This is a genomic window from Paenirhodobacter populi, from assembly GCF_004022215.1.
Lineage (GTDB): Bacteria > Pseudomonadota > Alphaproteobacteria > Rhodobacterales > Rhodobacteraceae > Rhodobacter > Rhodobacter populi.
Map to the genome: position 1 here is coordinate 25,927 of NZ_SAUZ01000010.1, position 17,267 is coordinate 43,193.

20 protein-coding genes and 1 pseudogene are annotated in these 17,267 nt (G+C 66.5%); 9 read left to right on the forward strand and 12 right to left on the reverse strand.

The window, feature by feature from the left end:
* Positions 1–13: 13 nt before the first annotated feature.
* Positions 14–730 carry a 3-oxoacyl-ACP reductase FabG gene (gene fabG / locus D2T30_RS09395; RefSeq protein WP_128208658.1) on the reverse strand — a complete coding sequence of 239 codons (717 nt, stop codon included), beginning with the start codon at positions 728–730 and terminating at the stop codon, positions 14–16.
* Between the two features lie 398 nt (positions 731–1,128).
* Here fabG and D2T30_RS23590 point away from each other — a divergent pair, with 398 nt between their 5' ends.
* The 4 genes from D2T30_RS23590 to D2T30_RS09415 all read left to right on the forward strand — a co-directional run bounded on the left by D2T30_RS23590 (position 1,129) and on the right by D2T30_RS09415 (position 4,674).
* The gene (locus tag D2T30_RS23590; protein ID WP_241651234.1) at positions 1,129–1,314 is read left to right on the forward strand and encodes a hypothetical protein; all 186 of its coding nucleotides are present in this window, start codon (positions 1,129–1,131) and stop codon (positions 1,312–1,314) included.
* Positions 1,315–1,321: 7 nt separating this feature from the next.
* Complete coding sequence (locus D2T30_RS09405) at positions 1,322–2,068, forward strand: cysteine hydrolase family protein (RefSeq protein WP_128208659.1); 747 nt, start codon at positions 1,322–1,324, stop codon at positions 2,066–2,068.
* A gap of 32 nt (positions 2,069–2,100) precedes the next feature.
* Positions 2,101–2,865, forward strand: a complete 765-nt coding sequence (locus tag D2T30_RS09410) for a DeoR/GlpR family DNA-binding transcription regulator (protein ID WP_128208660.1) — start codon at positions 2,101–2,103, stop codon at positions 2,863–2,865.
* Between the two features lie 198 nt (positions 2,866–3,063).
* The gene (locus D2T30_RS09415) at positions 3,064–4,674 is read left to right on the forward strand and encodes a GMC oxidoreductase (protein ID WP_164884266.1); all 1,611 of its coding nucleotides are present in this window, start codon (positions 3,064–3,066) and stop codon (positions 4,672–4,674) included.
* A 69-nt stretch (positions 4,675–4,743) separates the two neighbouring features.
* Here D2T30_RS09415 and D2T30_RS09420 read toward each other — a convergent pair whose 3' ends face one another.
* The 5 genes and pseudogenes from D2T30_RS09420 to D2T30_RS23595 all read right to left on the reverse strand — a co-directional run.
* Positions 4,744–5,358: an NAD(P)-dependent oxidoreductase gene (locus D2T30_RS09420; RefSeq protein ID WP_241651236.1), complete on the reverse strand. Its 615-nt coding sequence runs from the start codon at positions 5,356–5,358 to the stop codon at positions 4,744–4,746.
* Entirely contained in the window at positions 5,241–5,651 is a 411-nt protein-coding gene (locus tag D2T30_RS09425) for a Rossmann-fold NAD(P)-binding domain-containing protein (protein WP_128208662.1), read from the reverse strand. Before D2T30_RS09425 ends, D2T30_RS09420 begins: the two co-directional genes overlap by 118 nt.
* A complete protein-coding gene (locus D2T30_RS09430; RefSeq protein WP_128208663.1) occupies positions 5,651–5,848 on the reverse strand; it encodes a hypothetical protein in 198 nt (65 codons plus the stop codon). The genes D2T30_RS09425 and D2T30_RS09430 overlap by 1 nt, the downstream gene beginning before the upstream one ends.
* A gap of 9 nt (positions 5,849–5,857) precedes the next feature.
* Positions 5,858–6,898 (reverse strand): ATP-binding cassette domain-containing protein, encoded by a 1,041-nt coding sequence (locus tag D2T30_RS09435; RefSeq protein ID WP_128208664.1) that lies wholly within the window; start codon positions 6,896–6,898, stop codon positions 5,858–5,860.
* A gap of 115 nt (positions 6,899–7,013) precedes the next feature.
* Positions 7,014–7,787: pseudogene (locus tag D2T30_RS23595) on the reverse strand (NtaA/DmoA family FMN-dependent monooxygenase); the annotation flags it as partial.
* Between D2T30_RS23595 and D2T30_RS23045 the strand changes: the two are divergent.
* A complete protein-coding gene (locus D2T30_RS23045) occupies positions 7,786–7,938 on the forward strand; it encodes a hypothetical protein (RefSeq protein ID WP_164884268.1) in 153 nt (50 codons plus the stop codon). The pseudogene D2T30_RS23595 and the gene D2T30_RS23045 overlap by 2 nt on opposite strands.
* A 135-nt stretch (positions 7,939–8,073) precedes the next feature.
* Here D2T30_RS23045 and D2T30_RS09445 read toward each other — a convergent pair whose 3' ends face one another.
* The 5 genes from D2T30_RS09445 to D2T30_RS09465 form a co-directional block, all read right to left on the reverse strand.
* Positions 8,074–9,225: an autotransporter domain-containing protein gene (locus tag D2T30_RS09445; protein WP_128208665.1), complete on the reverse strand. Its 1,152-nt coding sequence runs from the start codon at positions 9,223–9,225 to the stop codon at positions 8,074–8,076.
* A gap of 132 nt (positions 9,226–9,357) precedes the next feature.
* Positions 9,358–10,134, reverse strand: a complete 777-nt coding sequence (locus D2T30_RS09450) for an aldolase/citrate lyase family protein (RefSeq protein ID WP_128208666.1) — start codon at positions 10,132–10,134, stop codon at positions 9,358–9,360.
* Between the two features lies 1 nt (position 10,135).
* Complete coding sequence (gene hpaH / locus D2T30_RS09455) at positions 10,136–10,954, reverse strand: 2-oxo-hept-4-ene-1,7-dioate hydratase (RefSeq protein ID WP_128208667.1); 819 nt, start codon at positions 10,952–10,954, stop codon at positions 10,136–10,138.
* Complete coding sequence (locus D2T30_RS09460; RefSeq protein WP_128208668.1) at positions 10,951–11,802, reverse strand: fumarylacetoacetate hydrolase family protein; 852 nt, start codon at positions 11,800–11,802, stop codon at positions 10,951–10,953. The genes hpaH and D2T30_RS09460 overlap by 4 nt, the downstream gene beginning before the upstream one ends.
* A complete protein-coding gene (locus tag D2T30_RS09465; RefSeq protein WP_128208669.1) occupies positions 11,799–13,049 on the reverse strand; it encodes a DUF3500 domain-containing protein in 1,251 nt (416 codons plus the stop codon). Before D2T30_RS09465 ends, D2T30_RS09460 begins: the two co-directional genes overlap by 4 nt.
* A gap of 189 nt (positions 13,050–13,238) precedes the next feature.
* Here D2T30_RS09465 and D2T30_RS09470 point away from each other — a divergent pair, with 189 nt between their 5' ends.
* The 3 genes from D2T30_RS09470 (at position 13,239) to hpaD (ending at position 15,876) form a co-directional block, all read left to right on the forward strand.
* A complete protein-coding gene (locus tag D2T30_RS09470; RefSeq protein WP_128208670.1) occupies positions 13,239–13,886 on the forward strand; it encodes a GntR family transcriptional regulator in 648 nt (215 codons plus the stop codon).
* Between the two features lie 48 nt (positions 13,887–13,934).
* Positions 13,935–14,744, forward strand: coding sequence for an IclR family transcriptional regulator (locus D2T30_RS09475; protein ID WP_128208671.1), 810 nt, complete (start codon positions 13,935–13,937; stop codon positions 14,742–14,744).
* Between the two features lie 124 nt (positions 14,745–14,868).
* A complete protein-coding gene (gene hpaD / locus D2T30_RS09480; RefSeq protein ID WP_128208672.1) occupies positions 14,869–15,876 on the forward strand; it encodes a 3,4-dihydroxyphenylacetate 2,3-dioxygenase in 1,008 nt (335 codons plus the stop codon).
* A 71-nt stretch (positions 15,877–15,947) separates the two neighbouring features.
* Here the strand turns inward: hpaD and D2T30_RS09485 are convergent, their stop codons facing one another.
* Complete coding sequence (locus D2T30_RS09485) at positions 15,948–16,337, reverse strand: 5-carboxymethyl-2-hydroxymuconate isomerase (protein WP_128208673.1); 390 nt, start codon at positions 16,335–16,337, stop codon at positions 15,948–15,950.
* Positions 16,338–16,552: 215 nt separating this feature from the next.
* Between D2T30_RS09485 and D2T30_RS09490 the strand changes: the two genes are divergently transcribed.
* Positions 16,553–17,263, forward strand: a complete 711-nt coding sequence (locus D2T30_RS09490) for a dienelactone hydrolase family protein (RefSeq protein ID WP_164884269.1) — start codon at positions 16,553–16,555, stop codon at positions 17,261–17,263.
* Positions 17,264–17,267 lie beyond the last annotated feature (4 nt).

Below are 17,267 nucleotides of genomic sequence, written 5' to 3' on the forward strand. Positions count from 1 at the left end.
CCCCGCCGCCGCTTCACATCGCATCGAGCGCCGCGGGGGATTCCCGCAACACCTGACCGCCATCGACCACGATCGTCTGGCCGGTGATGTAGCCCGCCTCGTTCGAGGCAAGGAACAGCGCCGTGTTCGCGATGTCGCGCACCGTTCCAAGCCGGCGCAGCGGAATCGCGGCCTCCATTCCGGCGACGTAATCCGCCCCCATGCCATCCAGCCCCTCGGTCGCGATATTGCCCGGCATGACGGCATTGACGGTGATCTTCTTCGGCGCCAGTTCGATCGCGGCGGTGCGCATGAAACCAAGCTGCCCCGCCTTGGAGGCACCGTAATGCGACCAGCCCGGATAGCCGGTGATCGGCCCGGTGATCGACGAGGTGATGACGATCCGCCCGCCGCTGCGCTTCATCATTTCGGGCAGCACGGCCGAAACGCTCAGAAACGTCGATTTCAGGTTGGGCGAGATGACATGGTCGAAATCCCCGGCGGTCATCTCGCCCAGTTTCGCGGCCGGGAAGATCCCGGCATTCGCGCACAGGATATCGACGCCGCCGAAGCGGGCGACGGCGGCCTCGACCATCTTCGCGCAGCCCCCGGCGGTGGAGACATCCGCCGCAACGCCGATCGCCCTGTCACCCGCCAGTGCCGCGACACCCTCGGCATCCGCCTGATCGCGCGAGACGACGACGGTGTTCAGTCCCGCCTCGGTAAAGCGGAGCGCGTTTCCCTTGCCGATGCCGTGGCTGCCCCGGTGACGATGACCATCTTTCCTGAAAGTGACTCGAACATGCGTGTCTTCCCTGTTGCTGAATTTTCATGCTTCCCGCCATCGTCGCTAAACCTGCGACTTCCATCAGAATTTATGTTGATCTTCACACATCACCTCGTGGAAATTCCAACATATGAAGGCATCGAAGCCACAGGGAGTCGGGGGCTGCATCTGACGGGCGGCACCTGTTCGGTTTCGGCCGCCCGCGCCGACGGGGCGCTGAACCTGCGTGCCGTCACGCCCCTGAAAGGGCCGATCGACGGCAAGGGCGGCATCACCTGCCCGGACCTCTCGCCGCTGGCGCCCGGATTCCTGAAATATGTGCAGGATCCCGAAGTCGCGCATACCATCGCTTTGCCGAGGGCATGCTCAACCCCGTCACCCAGATGGGCAACCCTGACTGCTTCAAGCTGTTCACCAGGGATGAACTTGACGCGATCCAGTGGGACACGCTGGAAGAGGACATGGCGCGTTCGGCCGAATATGACATCGTGCCCGATTGCGACAGGGCGCTGGACATCCTGACCGCCGCCAAGCGTCTGCGTGGCTGAGGCGACGATGGCCGAAGACAGGACGGCATCGGAAATTCCGGTGCTTCAGCTTGCCGGGGTGCGCAAGACCTTTGGCAGCTTCGATGCGGTCGCCGGCATCGACATTAAGATCCGCGAGGGAGAATTCGTCACCATCGTCGGGCCCTCGGAGGCCGGCAAGGCCGCGCTGCTGGTGATCGACGTCCAGAATACCTACCTTGAAAACCGCGCTCCCGAATGGGCGCCGTTTTGTGCGCGCATGACCGGCACCGTCATCCCGAATATCCGGCGGCTGATCGACGCTTTCTGGGACAGGCGGCTCGATGTGATCTTCGCCCGGATCGCCTGCCTTCTGCCTGACGGCCGCGACCGGTCTCTGAGCCAGCGCAAGCCCGGCTGGAACAACCTGCTGCTGCCCGCGGAGGCGCATGCCTCGCAGATCGTTCCGGCGCTTGCCCCGCGCGCGGAGGAGATCGTCCTCACCAAGACGACGGACAGCGCGCTGACGGAAACGAACCTGCGGCTGATCCTGACGAACCTCGGCCTCACCCATGTCATCTGCACCGGGATCTTCACCGATCAATGCGTTTCGTCCACGGTGCGCAGCCTTGCCGATGAAAGCTTCGACGTCCTGCTGATCGATGACGCCACGGCCGCGGGAACGGAGGCGCTGCATGAACGGGAACTCGAGGTGCTGAACATGATCTATTGCACGGTCATGACCACCGGCGATCTGATCGGTTTCCTGCCGGGTGCTGGACCGGAATCCGCGTGACTGCTATGGTCGCCCAAAAATCAGGGGCCCGGATGAGACCGTCCAAAGCCGAACGCCAGAGCAAGATCCTTTCCGAACTGGAACACATGCCCTCGCTGCGCGTCGCGGACCTCGCGCAGCGGCTGTCGGTCTCGACCGAGACGATCCGGCGCGATCTCGACGAGATGACGGAGCGGGGCGAGCTGAACCGCACCTATGGCGGCGCGATCCGCCCGGCCGCCGAGGAACCCGTCGTCAGCGTGCGCCATTCGCTTTTCGTCGAGGAACGCCAGCGGATCGCCCGCGCGGTCATCCCGCTGATCCATGACGCCAAGGTGCTGATGATCGGCTCGGGCGCGACCACGGTGCATCTGGCGCGCCGGATCGCGGTCGAGATGAAGGACATCACCGTCATCACCCATTCCTTCGGTGTGGCCACGGTCCTGTCGATCAATCCGACGATCCGTGTCGTGCTGGCGCCGGGCGACTATCACGCGACCGAGGGGGCAACGGTGGGCGCCCATACGGTCGAGTTCTTCGGCCGGTTTCAGGCGGATGTGGCGCTGATCGGGGCAAGCGGTCTTGGCCCGACGGGCCCGTCGGATGCGTTGATCGATGTCGCGACGGTCTATTCGGCGATGTGCCGATCCGCCGCGCGGCGCATCGTGGTGGCCGATCACTCGAAACACGGGCAGATATTCGCGGCGGTCTATGCGACATGGCCGATGATCGACACGCTGGTCAGCGATCTTCCCCCCGAGCGCGATCTGGCCGAGGTGTTGCGGCGCTCCGGGGTGGGGATACAGCTGGCGCCCTGATGATGATCTGCCTGCCATGCGGCGGAAAGCCATCCGGTCGGGCGGTTTGGAGCGTAAAATAGCGGCATATCGATCTCTCCCCCTGCCGGGTGTTATGACTTTTTTGTGATCGGTGATGACGCAGTTGTGACATGACCTCTGTGCCCATGCTACCTTCTGCATCTGCACTTCAGGTTCATGTTTAGCGTCAGGCGTGTTATGGCCATTGTTGAAAAACTGGACAGTTCCGGTCGGATCTTTGACACCTGCGTCATCGGTTCGGGGCCGGCCGGTCTTGCGGTTGCGCTTTCGCTCGAAGCGAATGGTTGCCCGGTTCTGCTCCTCGAAGCCGGCGGCGACAAGCGCCGGTCCCAGCCGCCACCTTCGCCCGAGATACGGATCGAGGATCCCTCGGTCCACGCCCCGCTGGCGGAAACCACGCGCCAGCGCCTTGGCGGCACGTCCTCGGCCTGGGGCACGATCTGCGTGCCCTATGATCCGATCGATTTCGAGCATCGCGACTGGGTGACATCGGACGGCTGGCCGATCCCCTATGACGAGGTGGCGCGCTGGTATGACGAGGCCGGGGCCTTCCTCGGCTTCGGGCCGGAGGCGGGGGGGGCGTTCGTCACGGACGACGGTCTCGTGCTCGGCGCGGGACGTCTGGCGAACCGGGCGCCGCTCATGGTCCGGCACCGCGACCGGATCCGCCACTCGCGCAATCTGACGGTCCTGACCTCTTCGCCGGTCACCGACCTGCAGCTTGCCGAAAACGGCGAACGGGTCCATGCGGCGCGCGTCCGGCTCCGCGACGGCACGGTGCAGGAAATCGCCGCGCGCCGTTTCATCATTGCCGGCGGCGGGCTGCGAAGCACCTACCTGCTGCTGCGGCTGGCCAGACAATGGCCGCAGCATTTCTGCGCGGGGCGCGCGCCGCTTGGCCGCTACTACATGGGACATCTGACCGGGGAGATCGCCGGCATCACCTTCCGCTCGCCGCAGGAGGCGCGGGATTTTCTCTTTCAGGCCGATGCGTATGGCGTCTGGACGCAGAAACGGTTCCTGCTGCGGGATGAATGTCAGCGCGAAACCCGCACGCTCAATACCGCCTTCATGCTGCGCCCGCCGACGCTCAGCGATCCCGGGCATGGCAGCGGCGCGCTGTCGCTCGCCTATCTTGCGGCGCGCATTCCGGGCGTCGCGCCGATCGCGAAATCGACGCGGCTGACGCTTGCCGGGCAGAACGGGACGCGCGGCGCATTGCACGCCCATTTCGCCAACGCCCTGCGCCGGCCCGGAGCCACCGCGCGCGAGATCGGCGTCATGGGGGCGCAATCGCTCAAGGCCAGGCTGCCGATCCTGATCCCGACGCCCTCCGGCCGCTATTCGCTGCGCTTCCACGCCGAGCAGATGCCGAATGCAGAAAGCAGGGTCCTGCTGTCGGATGCGGGCGATCCCGCCGATCCCGGCCTCGATATCCGCTTCCGCTATCGCGACGAGGATTTCTCTTCGGTGCTGGCGACGCATCACGCCCTTGCGGCGGCGCTCGCGGCGGGGGGCAGGGCGAAGCTCGACTTCTACCAGCCGCCCGAGGAGCGCATCGCGGCGATCCGCGCGCAGGCGCTGGACGGCTACCACCAGATCGGCACGACCCGGATGGGCGACAATCCGCGCGAAAGCGTGGTCGACCGGAATTGCCGTGTCCACGGGCTCGACAACCTCTTCATGGCGTCCAGCAGCGTCTTCCCCACCAGCGGCAGCGCCAATCCGACCTTCACGATCGTGGCGCTGGCGCGCCGGCTTGGCGACCATATCGCACGGCTTTCCTGAACGCAGCGGGATCGGCACCGCCCGGGTCAGCCGGCAACCCCGATCCCGGCAGGCATCTGAACGGTCCTGTCAGCGCGCTTCGCCACCCGGGATGCAGGCGCGTGCAAGCCCCATCGCGATCAGCCGCCGGCTGGCCTCGGGCGTCTTGTAGCCCGCATGGCTCGTGATCGTTGCCCGTGGTTCCGACAGCCACGGATTGTCCGGCGCAAGCGGCTCGGCGTCAAACACGTCCAGGGCAACATGGCGCAGATGCCGGGCCCGCAATGCGGTCCGCAGCGCGCTTTCGTCGATCAGGCCCGCCCGCGCGGTATTGACGACGATCGCGCCTTTGCGGAGCATCGCGATCCGTTCGGCATGCAGGAACCCGCGCGTCTCGGCCGTCAGCGCCATATGCAGGGAAACCGCATCGGCCCGCGCCAGAACCTCTGCCAGCGGCCGCTGTTCATGGCCTTCGACGGGGCTGCGGTTCCAGACGAGCACCTTCATCCCGAACCCTTCCGCGATCCGCGCGAAGGCCCGCCCGATCCCGCCGAAGCCCAGAACGCCGACGGTGCGGCCGCCAAGCTCTATCCCCTCGAGGGGGGCCAGTGCCGGTGACGCAGGTCGCGGTCCATTCCCGCGACCTGACGCGCCGCCGCCAGCAGAGGGGCAAAGGCGTGCTCGGCGACCGCGCGATCCCCGTATCCGGGGCAGGTCTCGACCGTGATGCCAAGCCGCGCGGCCGCCGCCATGTCGACATAGCTCGACGCCCCCGCGCCAAGGAAGATGATCCGCTTCAGATCGGGCAGCGCCGCCAGATCGGCCGCCGAAAAATAGCTGTGCCCGTTCAGCGCGATCTCGCGTCCGGCGGCCAGCCGGGGCAGCTCTCCCGTGGCGGGATCGCCGATATGCAGGTCGAGATACGCGGCATGATCGGGCAGGACTTCGGCCAGACGGTCGTGCATGAAGGGCGAGCAGTCGATGAACAGAGGCCGCATCAGACCGCCCTTTCGCCGAATTTCGCGCCGCCGAGGCCATAATCGAGCGTGGAGAGCAGTGCCTTCGTATATTCATGTCCGGGGGCGGCGAAGATCCGGGCCGTCGGCCCGATTTCCAGAAGCTTGCCGTGATAGAGAATGGCGATCCGGTCGCACATGAAGCGCGCGACTTTGAGGTCATGGGTGATGAAAACCATCGACAGCCGCTATTCTCTCTGGATTTCGCGGAACAGGCGCAGCACGCCGGACCGGACCGACACGTCGAGCTTGGACACCGCCTCGTCGGCCACGATCAGCCGCGGATCGAGCGCGACCGCCCGCGCGATTCCGACGCGCTGCAACTGTCCCCCGGAAAGCTCATGCGGAAAACGATCCGCATGGGCCGCGGTCAGCCCGACGCGGGTGAAAAGGCCGGTGATCCGTTCGCGGATGCGGTCTTTCGGCACCCCCGCCATGCGCAGCGCATCGGCCATCGACCGGCCCATCGTGTAGCGCGGATTGAACGAACTGCCCGGATCCTGAAACACCATCTGCAATTCGCGCCGCATCGGGCGCATGGCGCGTTCGGAGATGTGGGTGATGTCCTGCCCGCGATAGGTCAGCCTGCCCGCAGAGGGTTCATAAAGCCGCAGGAGCGTCCGTCCGAGCGTGGTCTTGCCGGAGCCGGATTCCCCGACCAGCCCGAGGATCTCGCCCTCGCGGATATCGAGGGACACCGATTGCAGCGCCTTGAAGGGCGGGCGGGCGCCCGAGGCGGGAAAGGTCAGGTCGATGTTCTCAAGCGAGAACAGCGCCGGCGCAGGAGGCAGATCCGCCGCGGGCGCCGTTTTCGCGGGGGCATCCGAAATCTCGCGCGCGGTCGAGATGAGCAATTGGGTGTATTCGTGCTGCGGATCCTCGAAGATCTGCCGGGCCGGTCCCGTCTCCAGCACCTCGCCGTAGCGCATCACGGCGATCCTGTCGCACAGCGAGGCGGCGACGCCCATGTCATGCGTGACGAAAATGATCCCCGCATCGAGCCGCGACCGCAGATCAAGGAACAGATCGAGGATCTGGCGTTCGACGATCTTGTCGAGGTTGGTGGTCGGCTCGTCCGCGACGATCAGGTCGGGCTCCAGCGCCAGCACCAGCGCGATCAGCACGCGTTGCAGCATGCCGCCCGAAAGCTGGTGCGGATACAGATCCAGCGCCTGTTCGGCGCGTTTGATGCCGACATCGCGCATCAGCCGGAGCGCGGTTTCCCGCATGCGGCTGCTGTCGGGGTAACGGCTCGTGCTTTTCAGCCGGCTGCGGTTCAGGATCTGCCGGAAATGCGCGAAGATGCGCGTCGAGGTCGTAACCGGACAGGTCGCCGCAATAGGTGTAAAGCAGCCCGAGCCCCGCAAGCGGATGGATCAGCGACTGGAACTGGTCGAAACGCGCCTGCGCCTCGGCGCGGGTGGCGCCGGTGTAGATGGTGATCCCCGGCATGACGAGGAGGGCATTGTCCCCGCGCCCGTATTCCGCCGCCCGCGCTTTCAGATCGGCATGGAAACGTTGCGCGTCCTCGATCGTGTAAGAGGCGGTATAGACCGCATCGGCATGCCGGGCGGCGATGTCGCTGCCCTGATCCGAAGCCCCGGCCTGCACGATCAGCGGCCGACCCTGCGGGGTGCGCGCCGAGTTCAGCGGACCGCGCACATGGAAGAATTCCCCTTCGTGATCAAGGATGTGCAGCTTCTCCGGATCGTAGAAGAGCACCGTTTCCTTGTTCATGACGAAGGCATCGGCCTCCCAGCTGTTCCAGAGCCCCTTCACCACCTCGACGAATTCCGCCGCCCGCGCATAGCGCATCGGTTTCGCCGGATTTTCCGTTCGGTTGAAGTTCCGCGCCTCCTGATCCGACCAGGAGGTGACGACATTCCATCCCGCGCGACCGCCGCTGATATGATCGAGCGAGGCGTATTTGCGCGCGACGTGGAAGGGCTCGTTATAGGTCGTCGAGGCCGTCGCCACGAGGCCGATATGATCGGTGGTCGCGGCGATGGCAGAAAGTAGCGTCAGCGGCTCCAGTTCGGCGCTCTTCATGTCGTGCGACATGGTGCCTTTGGGCTTGTCCGCGCCGCGGATCGCCAGACCGTCGGCAAAGAAAATCATGTCGAGCTTTTCGGCCTCGGCCCGGCGCGCGATGGCGACGGCCTATGGCAGCCTGCTCGCGCAGGCCATCGCGCAGGACAGCCTGCCCATGCCCCATGATCCCGCCCCGGCCTGCCGCCAAGCCCGGTCAAGGAAGCGGGTGTCTATCTGACGACCCAATACTACCGCATTCTCGACCGTTTCATCTGACGGATCGCCCGATTCCGGTTCAGCCTGCGGAGGCATGCCCCCGCAGGCTGTCGATGGTCCGCACCGTAACGTCATGCGTGGTGCGGGGCCGGTCCGGTCAGAACGACATCGAATAGATCAGCTTGAAGGTCTGCGTCCGGCGATTGCCGTTGAGCCCATCATCGCGCGAATAAGCGGCGTTGAAATAGCCGTTCGCGCTGAGCCTGCGGCCGACACCGATGAGCGAGTAGAGATAGCTGTCCTCATCCGAATAGCTGCCAAGGGAATTGTGCAGTTCGTGCTTCAGCCCGATTTCGACCTGCGGCGACCATGCGCCCGGAGCGAAGACCGGCTTTTCCAGCCGAAGAATGGCGGAAACGGCGGTATAGTCGACGTCCTGCTTTTGCGAGGTCACGCCCCTGTTGTTGGTGGCGCCATCCCGCGTGAGCTGTTCGGTCACCACCCCCAGCGTCGGGTGCAGCACCCAGCCGGGGCTCAGGAAGCTCACATCCTTGTCGGTGAAGGTCCCGACCAGATCGCCCTGATAATACAGCATCGAGGTGTCGCGGTTTTCCCGCACATAGCCGACGGGCGTGGGGATCTTGGTGTCGGAATCTCCGTTCAGATAGACGAAGCGGTTCACCACCGCCCAATGCTCGTTGAACTTGTAGAGCAGGTCGCCCCGCAGGCCGAGGTTGCCGGCGTTGATCCTGCCGTCGTTGTTCTTCATGTCGGTATGCGCGCTCTGGCCCAGCAGGCCGATCCCCCAGACGAGGTTGTCGGTCGGCATCCGCAGGTAGGACAGCGTCAGCAGCGCCACGGAACTGTCGGAATAGGCGATGTTCTTCGACGAGGTGGCCGATTGCATGCTCAGCCCCGCATAGAGGAAGCTGCGCCCGTCGCCGATCGCCGTCAGGCCCGAGATCGGGGTGAGCAGCGTCGACACCTTGTCGCGGTAGCCGGTCTGCGGGCCGCCGGCCGCGGCGGTGGCGTAATGCGACAGGCCGCCGTTGATCCGGCTCTGGGTCGAGCCGAAGGTGTCGTTGGCGCTCCAGATGGTCAGCAGGCCCGCGGTGCCGAAGACCCGCTGGAAGGCGGCCACCCCGGTCGTCGGCGGCCCCTTGCGCTGCGCGAGGGGCCCTTGTGCGGCGGGGCCTTGTGCCTGTGCCTCTGGTGCGGGCCATGCGGGGCCGGGTGCCTGCTGGGCAAAGGCGGGCAGGGCCGCCGCCGCGGCAAGAATGCCGCCGGCAATGAGTGATCTTATGGTCATGAGTTCCTCCCATGTTGAACGAAACATTCCGGCAGGTCCTCCCCCGGCCGAAACATTCAGGTGCAGACCATCGGCCCGTGGCGTGGCCTCGGGTTGGTCTGGTCGGTAGTGACGGATCGCGGCCGGGCCGGGTCAGGCCCCGGTGCCGGCGTATGTCCCGGCCAGCGCGCGCAGCGCACCGGCGAACAGCGTGACGTCGATGCCCACGCCCATGAAGGTCGCTCCCGCCGCCTTGCTGGCCTCGATGAAGGCGGGGTCGGTGGTCAGCACCCCCGCCGCCTTGCCCGCCGCGCGGATGCGGCGGATGGCGTCAAGGACGGCGTGCTGCACCTCGGGGTGGCCGGGCTTGCCCAGATGCCCCATGTCGGCGGCCAGATCCGAGGGGCCGATGAACACCCCGTCCAGCCCGTCGACCGCCAGCACCTCGTCCAGCGCGGCCAGCCCGGCGCGGCTTTCGATCTGCACGATCAGGCAGATCTGATCGTTGGCGGTGGTCAGGTAATCCGGGATCGCGGCAAAGCGCGAGGCGCGCGCCAGCGCCGATCCCACGCCTCGGATGCCGTGCGGGGGGTAGAGGCAGGCCTTCACCGCGCGGTCCGCCTGCGCGCCGCTTTCGATCATCGGGATCAGCAGCGTCTGCGCCCCGATGTCCAGCGCCTGCTTGATCTTCGCCGGATCGTCGTCGGGCAGGCGGATCACCGGCACGCTGTCCGAGGCGGCGACCACCGCCACCTGCGCCGACAGCGAGCGGATGTCGTTCGGTGCGTGCTCGCCGTCGATCAGCAGCCAGTCGAACCCGGCGGTGGCGGCGATCTCGGCCAGATAGGGATCGGCGAGACCGACCCAGATGCCGTGGGTGACCTCGCCGGCCGCAAGGCGGCGCTTCAGGCGATTGAGGGGGGCGGGCATGTCATTCCTCCGCGAAAGTCAGGGTGACCCGGCCGAAGGGGCCGAAATCGGCGTCGAAGCGGCTGCCGGGCGGGGCTTCGAGCGGGCGGATGAAGCTGCCCGACAGCAGAACTTCGCCCGCCGCGATGCCCTGCCCGTAATCGGCAAGCCGGTGGACGAGCCACAGGATCCCCGTCACCGGATCGTCCAGAACCCCGGCGCCGAGCCCGGTTTCCTCGACCACGCCGTCGCGTTTCACGATGGCGCCGATCCAGCGCAGGTCGAAGGCTCCGGGCGCATGGCGCTGCGCGCCCAGCACGATCCCCGCATTGGCGGCATTGTCGGCCACGGTGTCGAAGATCCTGCGCGGTCTGCCGGTCGCCGGGTCCGCCCGCACGATCCGGGTGTCGAGGATTTCGAGCGCCGGCGCCACATGGTCCGTCGCCGCCAGCACATCGGCGCGGGTGACCTGCCGCCCCGACAGCGGGGCTTTCATGACGAAGGCGATCTCCGCCTCGATCCGCGGCTGGATGAAGCGGCCGGCCGGGATCTTCGCGCCATCGGCAAAGGCCATGTCGCTCAGCAGGATGCCGGAATCGGGGGTGGTGATGTCCAGCGCCTGTTGCATCGCGCGCGAGGTCAGGCCGATCTTCCAGCCGATCACCCCAAGCCCCGCCGCCCGCTTGCGCGCGACGAACGCCGCCTGCACCGCATAGGCATCGTCCAGCGTGATGCCCGGATGCGCGATCGACAGGAGCCCGATCTGCCGCCGCTCCGCCTCGGCGCGGAACAGCGCCCCGGCGGCGGTGTCGATTTCGGTCTGCGTCAGGGTGATGCTCATTCGTCGGCCACCCCGTTGCGCAGGGTGCCGATGCCCTCGGCGGTGATCTCGACCTCGTCGCCGGGTTTCAGCCAGATGGGCGGATCGAAGCGCGCGCCCGCGCCGGTGGGCGTGCCGGTGACGATGATGTCGCCGGGGGCAAACGTGGTGAAGGTCGAGATATAGGCGATCTGCCGCGCCACCGGGAACAGCATCCGCCCCGTGCGGTCCGACTGGCGCAATTCGCCGTTCACCCGGGTTTCCAGCGCGATGTCAAGGATCTGCGCCGGATCGGTGAAGGGCACCAGCCACGGCCCCATCGCGCCCGAGCGATCCCAGTTCTTGCCCTGCGTCACGTTGAATTTCGCGTGCCGCACCCAGTCGCGGATCGTGCCCTCGTTGCACAGGGTCAGCCCGGCGATGTGGGACAGGGCCTCGGCCTCGGGGATGCGGCGGCCGCCCTTGCCGATGACCACGGCGATTTCGCCTTCGTAGTCCAGCTGCACGCTTTCCGGCGGGCGGATCAGCGGCTGGCCATGGCCGACGAAGCCGCGCGCGAACCGCGGGAACAGCGACATATGGGGCGGCGCTTCCTGTCCGTCCCTGTATTCGGCGTTGCGGTCGGGGAAGTTCACGCCGACGCAGATGATCTTTTCCGGGTCCCGCACGGGGATCGTATAGGTGAACTCGCCGGGGCCGTGGCTGGCGGCGCGGCCCTGCGCGGCGGCCAGAACCTCTGGGATCGCGCCGGCGGCGATGACGTCGCGCAGCGTCGCATAAGGGAATTCGGCGGAGAGGGCGCGCACGCCATCCCCCACGCTCACGCCCCAGAAGGGGCGACCGTCCACGGTGAAGGAAACGAGGTTCATGCGTGATCTCCTTCGGCGGCGTTGCGCGCCCGATGCGCTGCGATCAGCGCGCGGCCGTAATCGTTGCCGTTCGGGATGCGGCTGATGACGTGGATGTGGAACTTCGCGGGTTCGGTATTGCTCAGCCACATGCCGGAGTGGTGGTCGAATTCCAGCATCACCACCGGGGAATGGATGTGGTAGTAGAACGGATCGTCATCGCCATGCCCGCCGATCCAGCTGAAGAAGGTGCGGTCCAGATGATCCTCGATCTGCCTTATCCGGGCGCGGCGGGGGCCGTCGGGCCAGTGGATGTAGAAGGTCTCGCACAGGTCCAGCAGCGCGTGGCGCTGTTCGGGCGTGAAGTCGCGGGCGCAGGCGCCTTCGACCGGCACGATGCGGTTGTCCTGAAACGCCCCGCCCAGATGCCGCTGATCGGCGAAGTTGAACCGCCATGCGGGCATGGCCGGGTCTTCCATCAGGGTGAAGATCGTCGCCTGTTCCTGCAACGCAGGTGCAAGCGACTGCATCAGCGCCAGCCCTTTCGCCTCTTCCTCCTTGAACATCGCAAAGAATTCACCGCTTTTCAGCACGACCTCGTTCGGCTCCGTCCCCATGAAGGTCGGCGAGATCACCATCTGCCGCCCGAGGATCAGCACGTTGAAGCCGACATGGTGGCCGTAGATGTGCCAGCCCCAGGGTTCGCTGACCGAGGGGTTGCCGAACACCTCGAAATGGTAGGACCACTGGTTCATGATGTTGGTGAGGTCGTAAAGCTCGCCCAGAAACAGGTTCGCCTTCATCAGGCGGCGGATCTTCTGGAACCCGCGCGCCGAGGTGCAGGAGGAGAGCACATCCCAAAAACAGTCGCGCGACGCCTCGGACAGGTTTTCCAGCCGCACGCCCTCGGTGTTGAAGACAAGCTCGGGGTTGTACCAGCCGCGCCAGTTGCGGTGGTCGAGCGGCTTTTGCGCCGCCGCGCGTTCCGCTTCGGTCAGGGTGGCGAGCATCGCCTGCATCGCCGAAACCGCCAGTTCGACGTCGAAGCCTTCGTCCGCCAGTGTGAACAGCCCCGGCTCTGGCGTGCCGTCATGGGTGATGCCGATGAAGGGCTCATCCTGCAGCCGCGCCCATTCCGCCTTCAGCGCCACGGCCTGCGGCGTCGCCAGAACCGGCTGCGAATAGGTCACGGGGTCGAGCCCATGCGACTTGCCGACCCGGTCATAGCTCTCGGGCAGGATGTAATCGCGGTAGTCGGTTGAAGTCATGGCTCTCCCCTTGCTCCTCGACCGCATCAGGCCCGCTGTCCGGTCCGGCGGCAAGGGGAAGGCGGGAAAACTTCCACATTTCGGAAAATCCGTAATTCGGCGGAAAAAGGATTATCGGCATAAAATAGATTTTGACATGAAAATCTATTTTTGTTTCCCTGTGAGGGAAGAATCGTCTCGGGTGTCCAGATGGCCGTCAGCAAGACCGCAGCGCTTTACAGCGAGCTGAAGGAGGAACTGCTCAACGGCGGCTATGCGCCGGGCAGCAAATTGGCGATCGACTCGCTCGCCACGGATTTCGAGGTCAGCGCCAGCGCGGTGCGCGAGGCGCTGTCGCGGCTCACCTCGGAGCGGCTGGTGGAGGCGATGCCGCAGCGCGGCTTCACCGTGGCGCCGGTGTCGCGCGGGGATCTGATCGACCTGACCGGCGTGCGGGTGGACATCGAGGTGCGCTGCCTGCGCAGCTCTGTCCTGCTCGGCGATGTGGAATGGGAGGCGCGGATTCTGGCGACCTGGCACCGGCTGTCGAAGACCGGCGCCACGCCCGAGGGCCGCGCCCATCCCGACTGGCCGCGGCTTCATGCGCAGTTCCACGACGATCTGGTGTCGGCCTGCGACAGCCTGTGGTGGCTGCGGCTGCGCGATCAGCTTTACGTGCAGGCGGAACGCTACCGGCGCATCCTGTTGCCGCGCGCCCGGCTGGAACGCGACATCGAGACCGAACACCGCGAGATCATGGATCTGGCGCTGGCCCGCAAGGCCGATGCGGCGGCCGAGGCGCTGAGCGCGCATCTGCAACGCACCGCGCATGATCTGCTGGCGGCGGGGCTGGTCTGAAATATCGGCTGCCGTCTGGAGGAGACGGCCTGAAAGGGAGGAGAGACAATGGGGTATCAGGAGACAATTCCGGGTGTCGTGCGCGGCGAGGTGACCGGCACGCAATGCATCCGGCGGTCCTTTGCGATCCTGCGGCTGCTGGCGGGGGGCGACCATGACGGCGAAAAGCTGGTGGATATCGCCGGCGCGCTGAAGCTGTCGCATCCGACGACGCACCGGATCCTCAAGGCGCTGGAACAGGAGGGCATCGTCGAGCGCGCGGGCGGATCGCAGCGCTACCGGCTGGGGGCCGAGGCCGCGTGGCTGGGCGTCGGGCCGTTCAACCGCTGTCCGATCACCCGGCTGTCGGCCATCGTGCTTGAGGATCTGGCGCAGGCGACGGGGGATTCGATCTTCCTCTCGGTGCCGTCGCACAATGACGCGGTTTACGCAGACCGCCGTCTGGGCAACTGGCCGGTGCAGGCGCGCGGCGTCCATGTCGGGGCGCGCCGCCCGATGGGGGTCAGCGTCGGCGGGCGGGTGATGCTTGCCCATCTGGGCGAGGCACGGATGAAGACCGTGCTGGCCGAGAATGCGGACCGTTTCGCCGACTGGAACTGCCCGATGGACCAGGTGTTGCGGGGCATCGAGGACACCCGTGCGCAGGGCTATCTGGTCGATGACAGCCTGACCCGTCAGGGACGCCGGGCGATGGCCGTGCCGGTGCGCGATGTCGGCGGCCGGGCGATCGGCGCGATCAGCATCATCGCGCCCACGGCGCGTCTGGGGTCAGACCGCGTGGCGCGTCTGCTGCCGCTGCTGCGCGAGGGCGCGCGGCGGGTGGGAACGGCGCTGTTCGAGCAGCGCATGGCATCGTGACCCGCAAGGCGGCCCGGATTTCCGGCATGTGAACAGAAATCCCTCCGGCGCTTGCCTGTCCCGCCGCCGCAGGGGGATGTTCATCCCATCGCGGCACGCCTGCCGCCCGAGAGGAGGAGAAAACATGCATATTCCGGCGCCGGTCCTGAACCCGCCCTTCAACGTCACCCGGTCGAGCCATGTCGTGCTGACGGTGCGCGACCTCGATGCCAGCCGCACCTTCTACACCGATCTGGTGGGGCTGGTGGTCAGCGATGCCGACAGCGAGACCGTCTGGCTGCGCGGGCGCGAGGAAAGCGCGCATCACAGTCTCGTGCTGCGCAAGGGCGCCACGCCGAACTGCCAGCGGCTCGGCTTTCGCGTGCTGACGGATGACGACATCCTGAAGGCGAAGGATCATTTCGACGGCATCGGCGTGCCCGCGCAGATCGTCGACGTGCCCTATCAGGGCAAGACGCTGCATGTCCGCGACGCGATCGGCATGCCGGTGGAGTTCACCTCCTCCATGCCGTTCCGCGAACGGATGTTCATGGCCTATGACCAGTATCGCGGCGCAGCGGCGCAGCGGATCGACCATTGGCAGATACAGGCGCAGAACGTGCGCCGGGCCTTTGATTTCTGGCATCCTTTGGGGTTCCGCACCTCGGAATACACCTATTCCGAAGAGCCGGGCGGGGGCGTCGACCTCTGGGGCGTGTGGATGCAGCGCAAGGGCAATCCGCACGATCAGGTCTTCACCAACGGGCCCGGGCCGCGGCTGCACCATTTCGCCTATCTGCTGCGCGACACCGCCGATCTGATGCATGCCTGCGACGTGGCGGGCGCGCTCGGTCTTGGCCGGCGGCTGGAACGCGGGCCGGGGCGGCACGGGATCTCGGGCGCGATGTTCATCTATTTCCGCGACCCCGACGGGCATCGGATCGAGCTGTTCAACACCCATTACCAGAACATCGACCTTGAACCGCCGATCGGCTGGAGCCTGAGCAACCCGAAGCGCGCCGATCAGTGGGGCATGCCCGCCCGCGCCAAATGGTTCAACGAGGCGACCGTGTTCGAGGGCGCCGAGCCGGTGGAGCCGGATCTGGCCGCCGATGTGCCGACGCTGGAGAAATTCCTTGAGATGACGGACTGAAGGGCAGGGGCCTGTGGATATTGCAAAACGCCGGGCGAGGGGATCGCCCGGCGTTTCATTTTGCGGGCAGATCAGCCCTTGTTCATGTGCTGGTGGATCGAATTGGTCTTCCACGATCCTTCCGGATCGGCCTGATCGACGTAGAAGGTGATGCCAAGCCCGCGCCGGGCGCTTTCCTCGCGGAAATGCGCGACGACGATCTCATAGGCTTTCGAGAAGAAGGCCTTGCGCACCTCGGCCGGGCGGCCCGCGCCGATGCGGCAGGTGACGTTGACATAGGCATGTTCGGGATTGCCGTCGGCGATCACGTATTGCGACACGGGCCAGGCCCGCACCCGCACGCCGCCGGTCGGAAAGACATCGGGGGCGGTGCGGAAATGGGCGGCGATCTTTTCCAGCAACTCGCCGATCCGGCCGCTGGATTCGAGGTTGCTGGAATATTCGACGATGCAATGGGGCATGACGGCGTCCTGTCTGATAGGGCCCTGGTGGCCTCGCGCGCATGGCAGCGCGCGGGCGCGCGGGATGCAAGCGCGGGACGCCGATCTGTTCACGATGTGGATGCCCGGCGCCACCCGCCCCCGCGTTTTCGCAATGTGAACAAAACCCGCCGCCGCGCTTGTGCCCTCCCATCCCGCGCCGTTCAATCGCCGCAATGACAGGAGGAGGAAGGGCCATGCCCGCAAGAGACATTGCCTATAGCCATGCGGGGATCGGGATGCTGGGGCATTTCGAGCCGCCCGCGGACGGCGGCCCCCGCCCGGGCATCCTGCTGGTGCATGGGGCGCATGGTCTGGACGATTTCATCATCGGCGTCGCGGGCCGCCTGTCGGCGCAGGGCTATGCGGTGCTCGCGCTCGATCTCTGGGGTGGGCGGGCACGGCCGCAGGGGCCGGATGAGGTCGGCGCGGCGCTTGGCGGCTGTGCGCGCGACCGCGCGGGCTGGATGGCCCGGGTCGAGGTCGCCCGCGCCGCCCTGACCGCCCAGCCCGAGGTCGATGGCGCGCGCAGCGGCGCGCTTGGCTATTGCTTCGGCGGCAGCACGGTTCTGGAATATATCCGCTCGGGTGGGGCGCTGACCGGCGGGGTCAGTTTCCACGCCGGGCTCGACCTTGTGGAGAGCGACTGGAGCGCCGCGACGAAAAGCCCGCTGCTTATCTGCGCCGGTGCCGCCGATCCGATGTCCGGGATCGAGGATCTGGGGCGCGTCGCCAGCGGGATGGAGGCTGCGGGCCTGCCATGGGAGCTGAACCTATACGGCAGGGTGAAGCACGCCTTCACCGAACCGGACGACCCCCGCCGCCCGCCCTTCGCCAAATACGACGCGAATGCCGATCGCCGCTCCTGGGCCGCGATGTCGGACTTCTTTGCGCATCTGTTCGCCTGAGGAA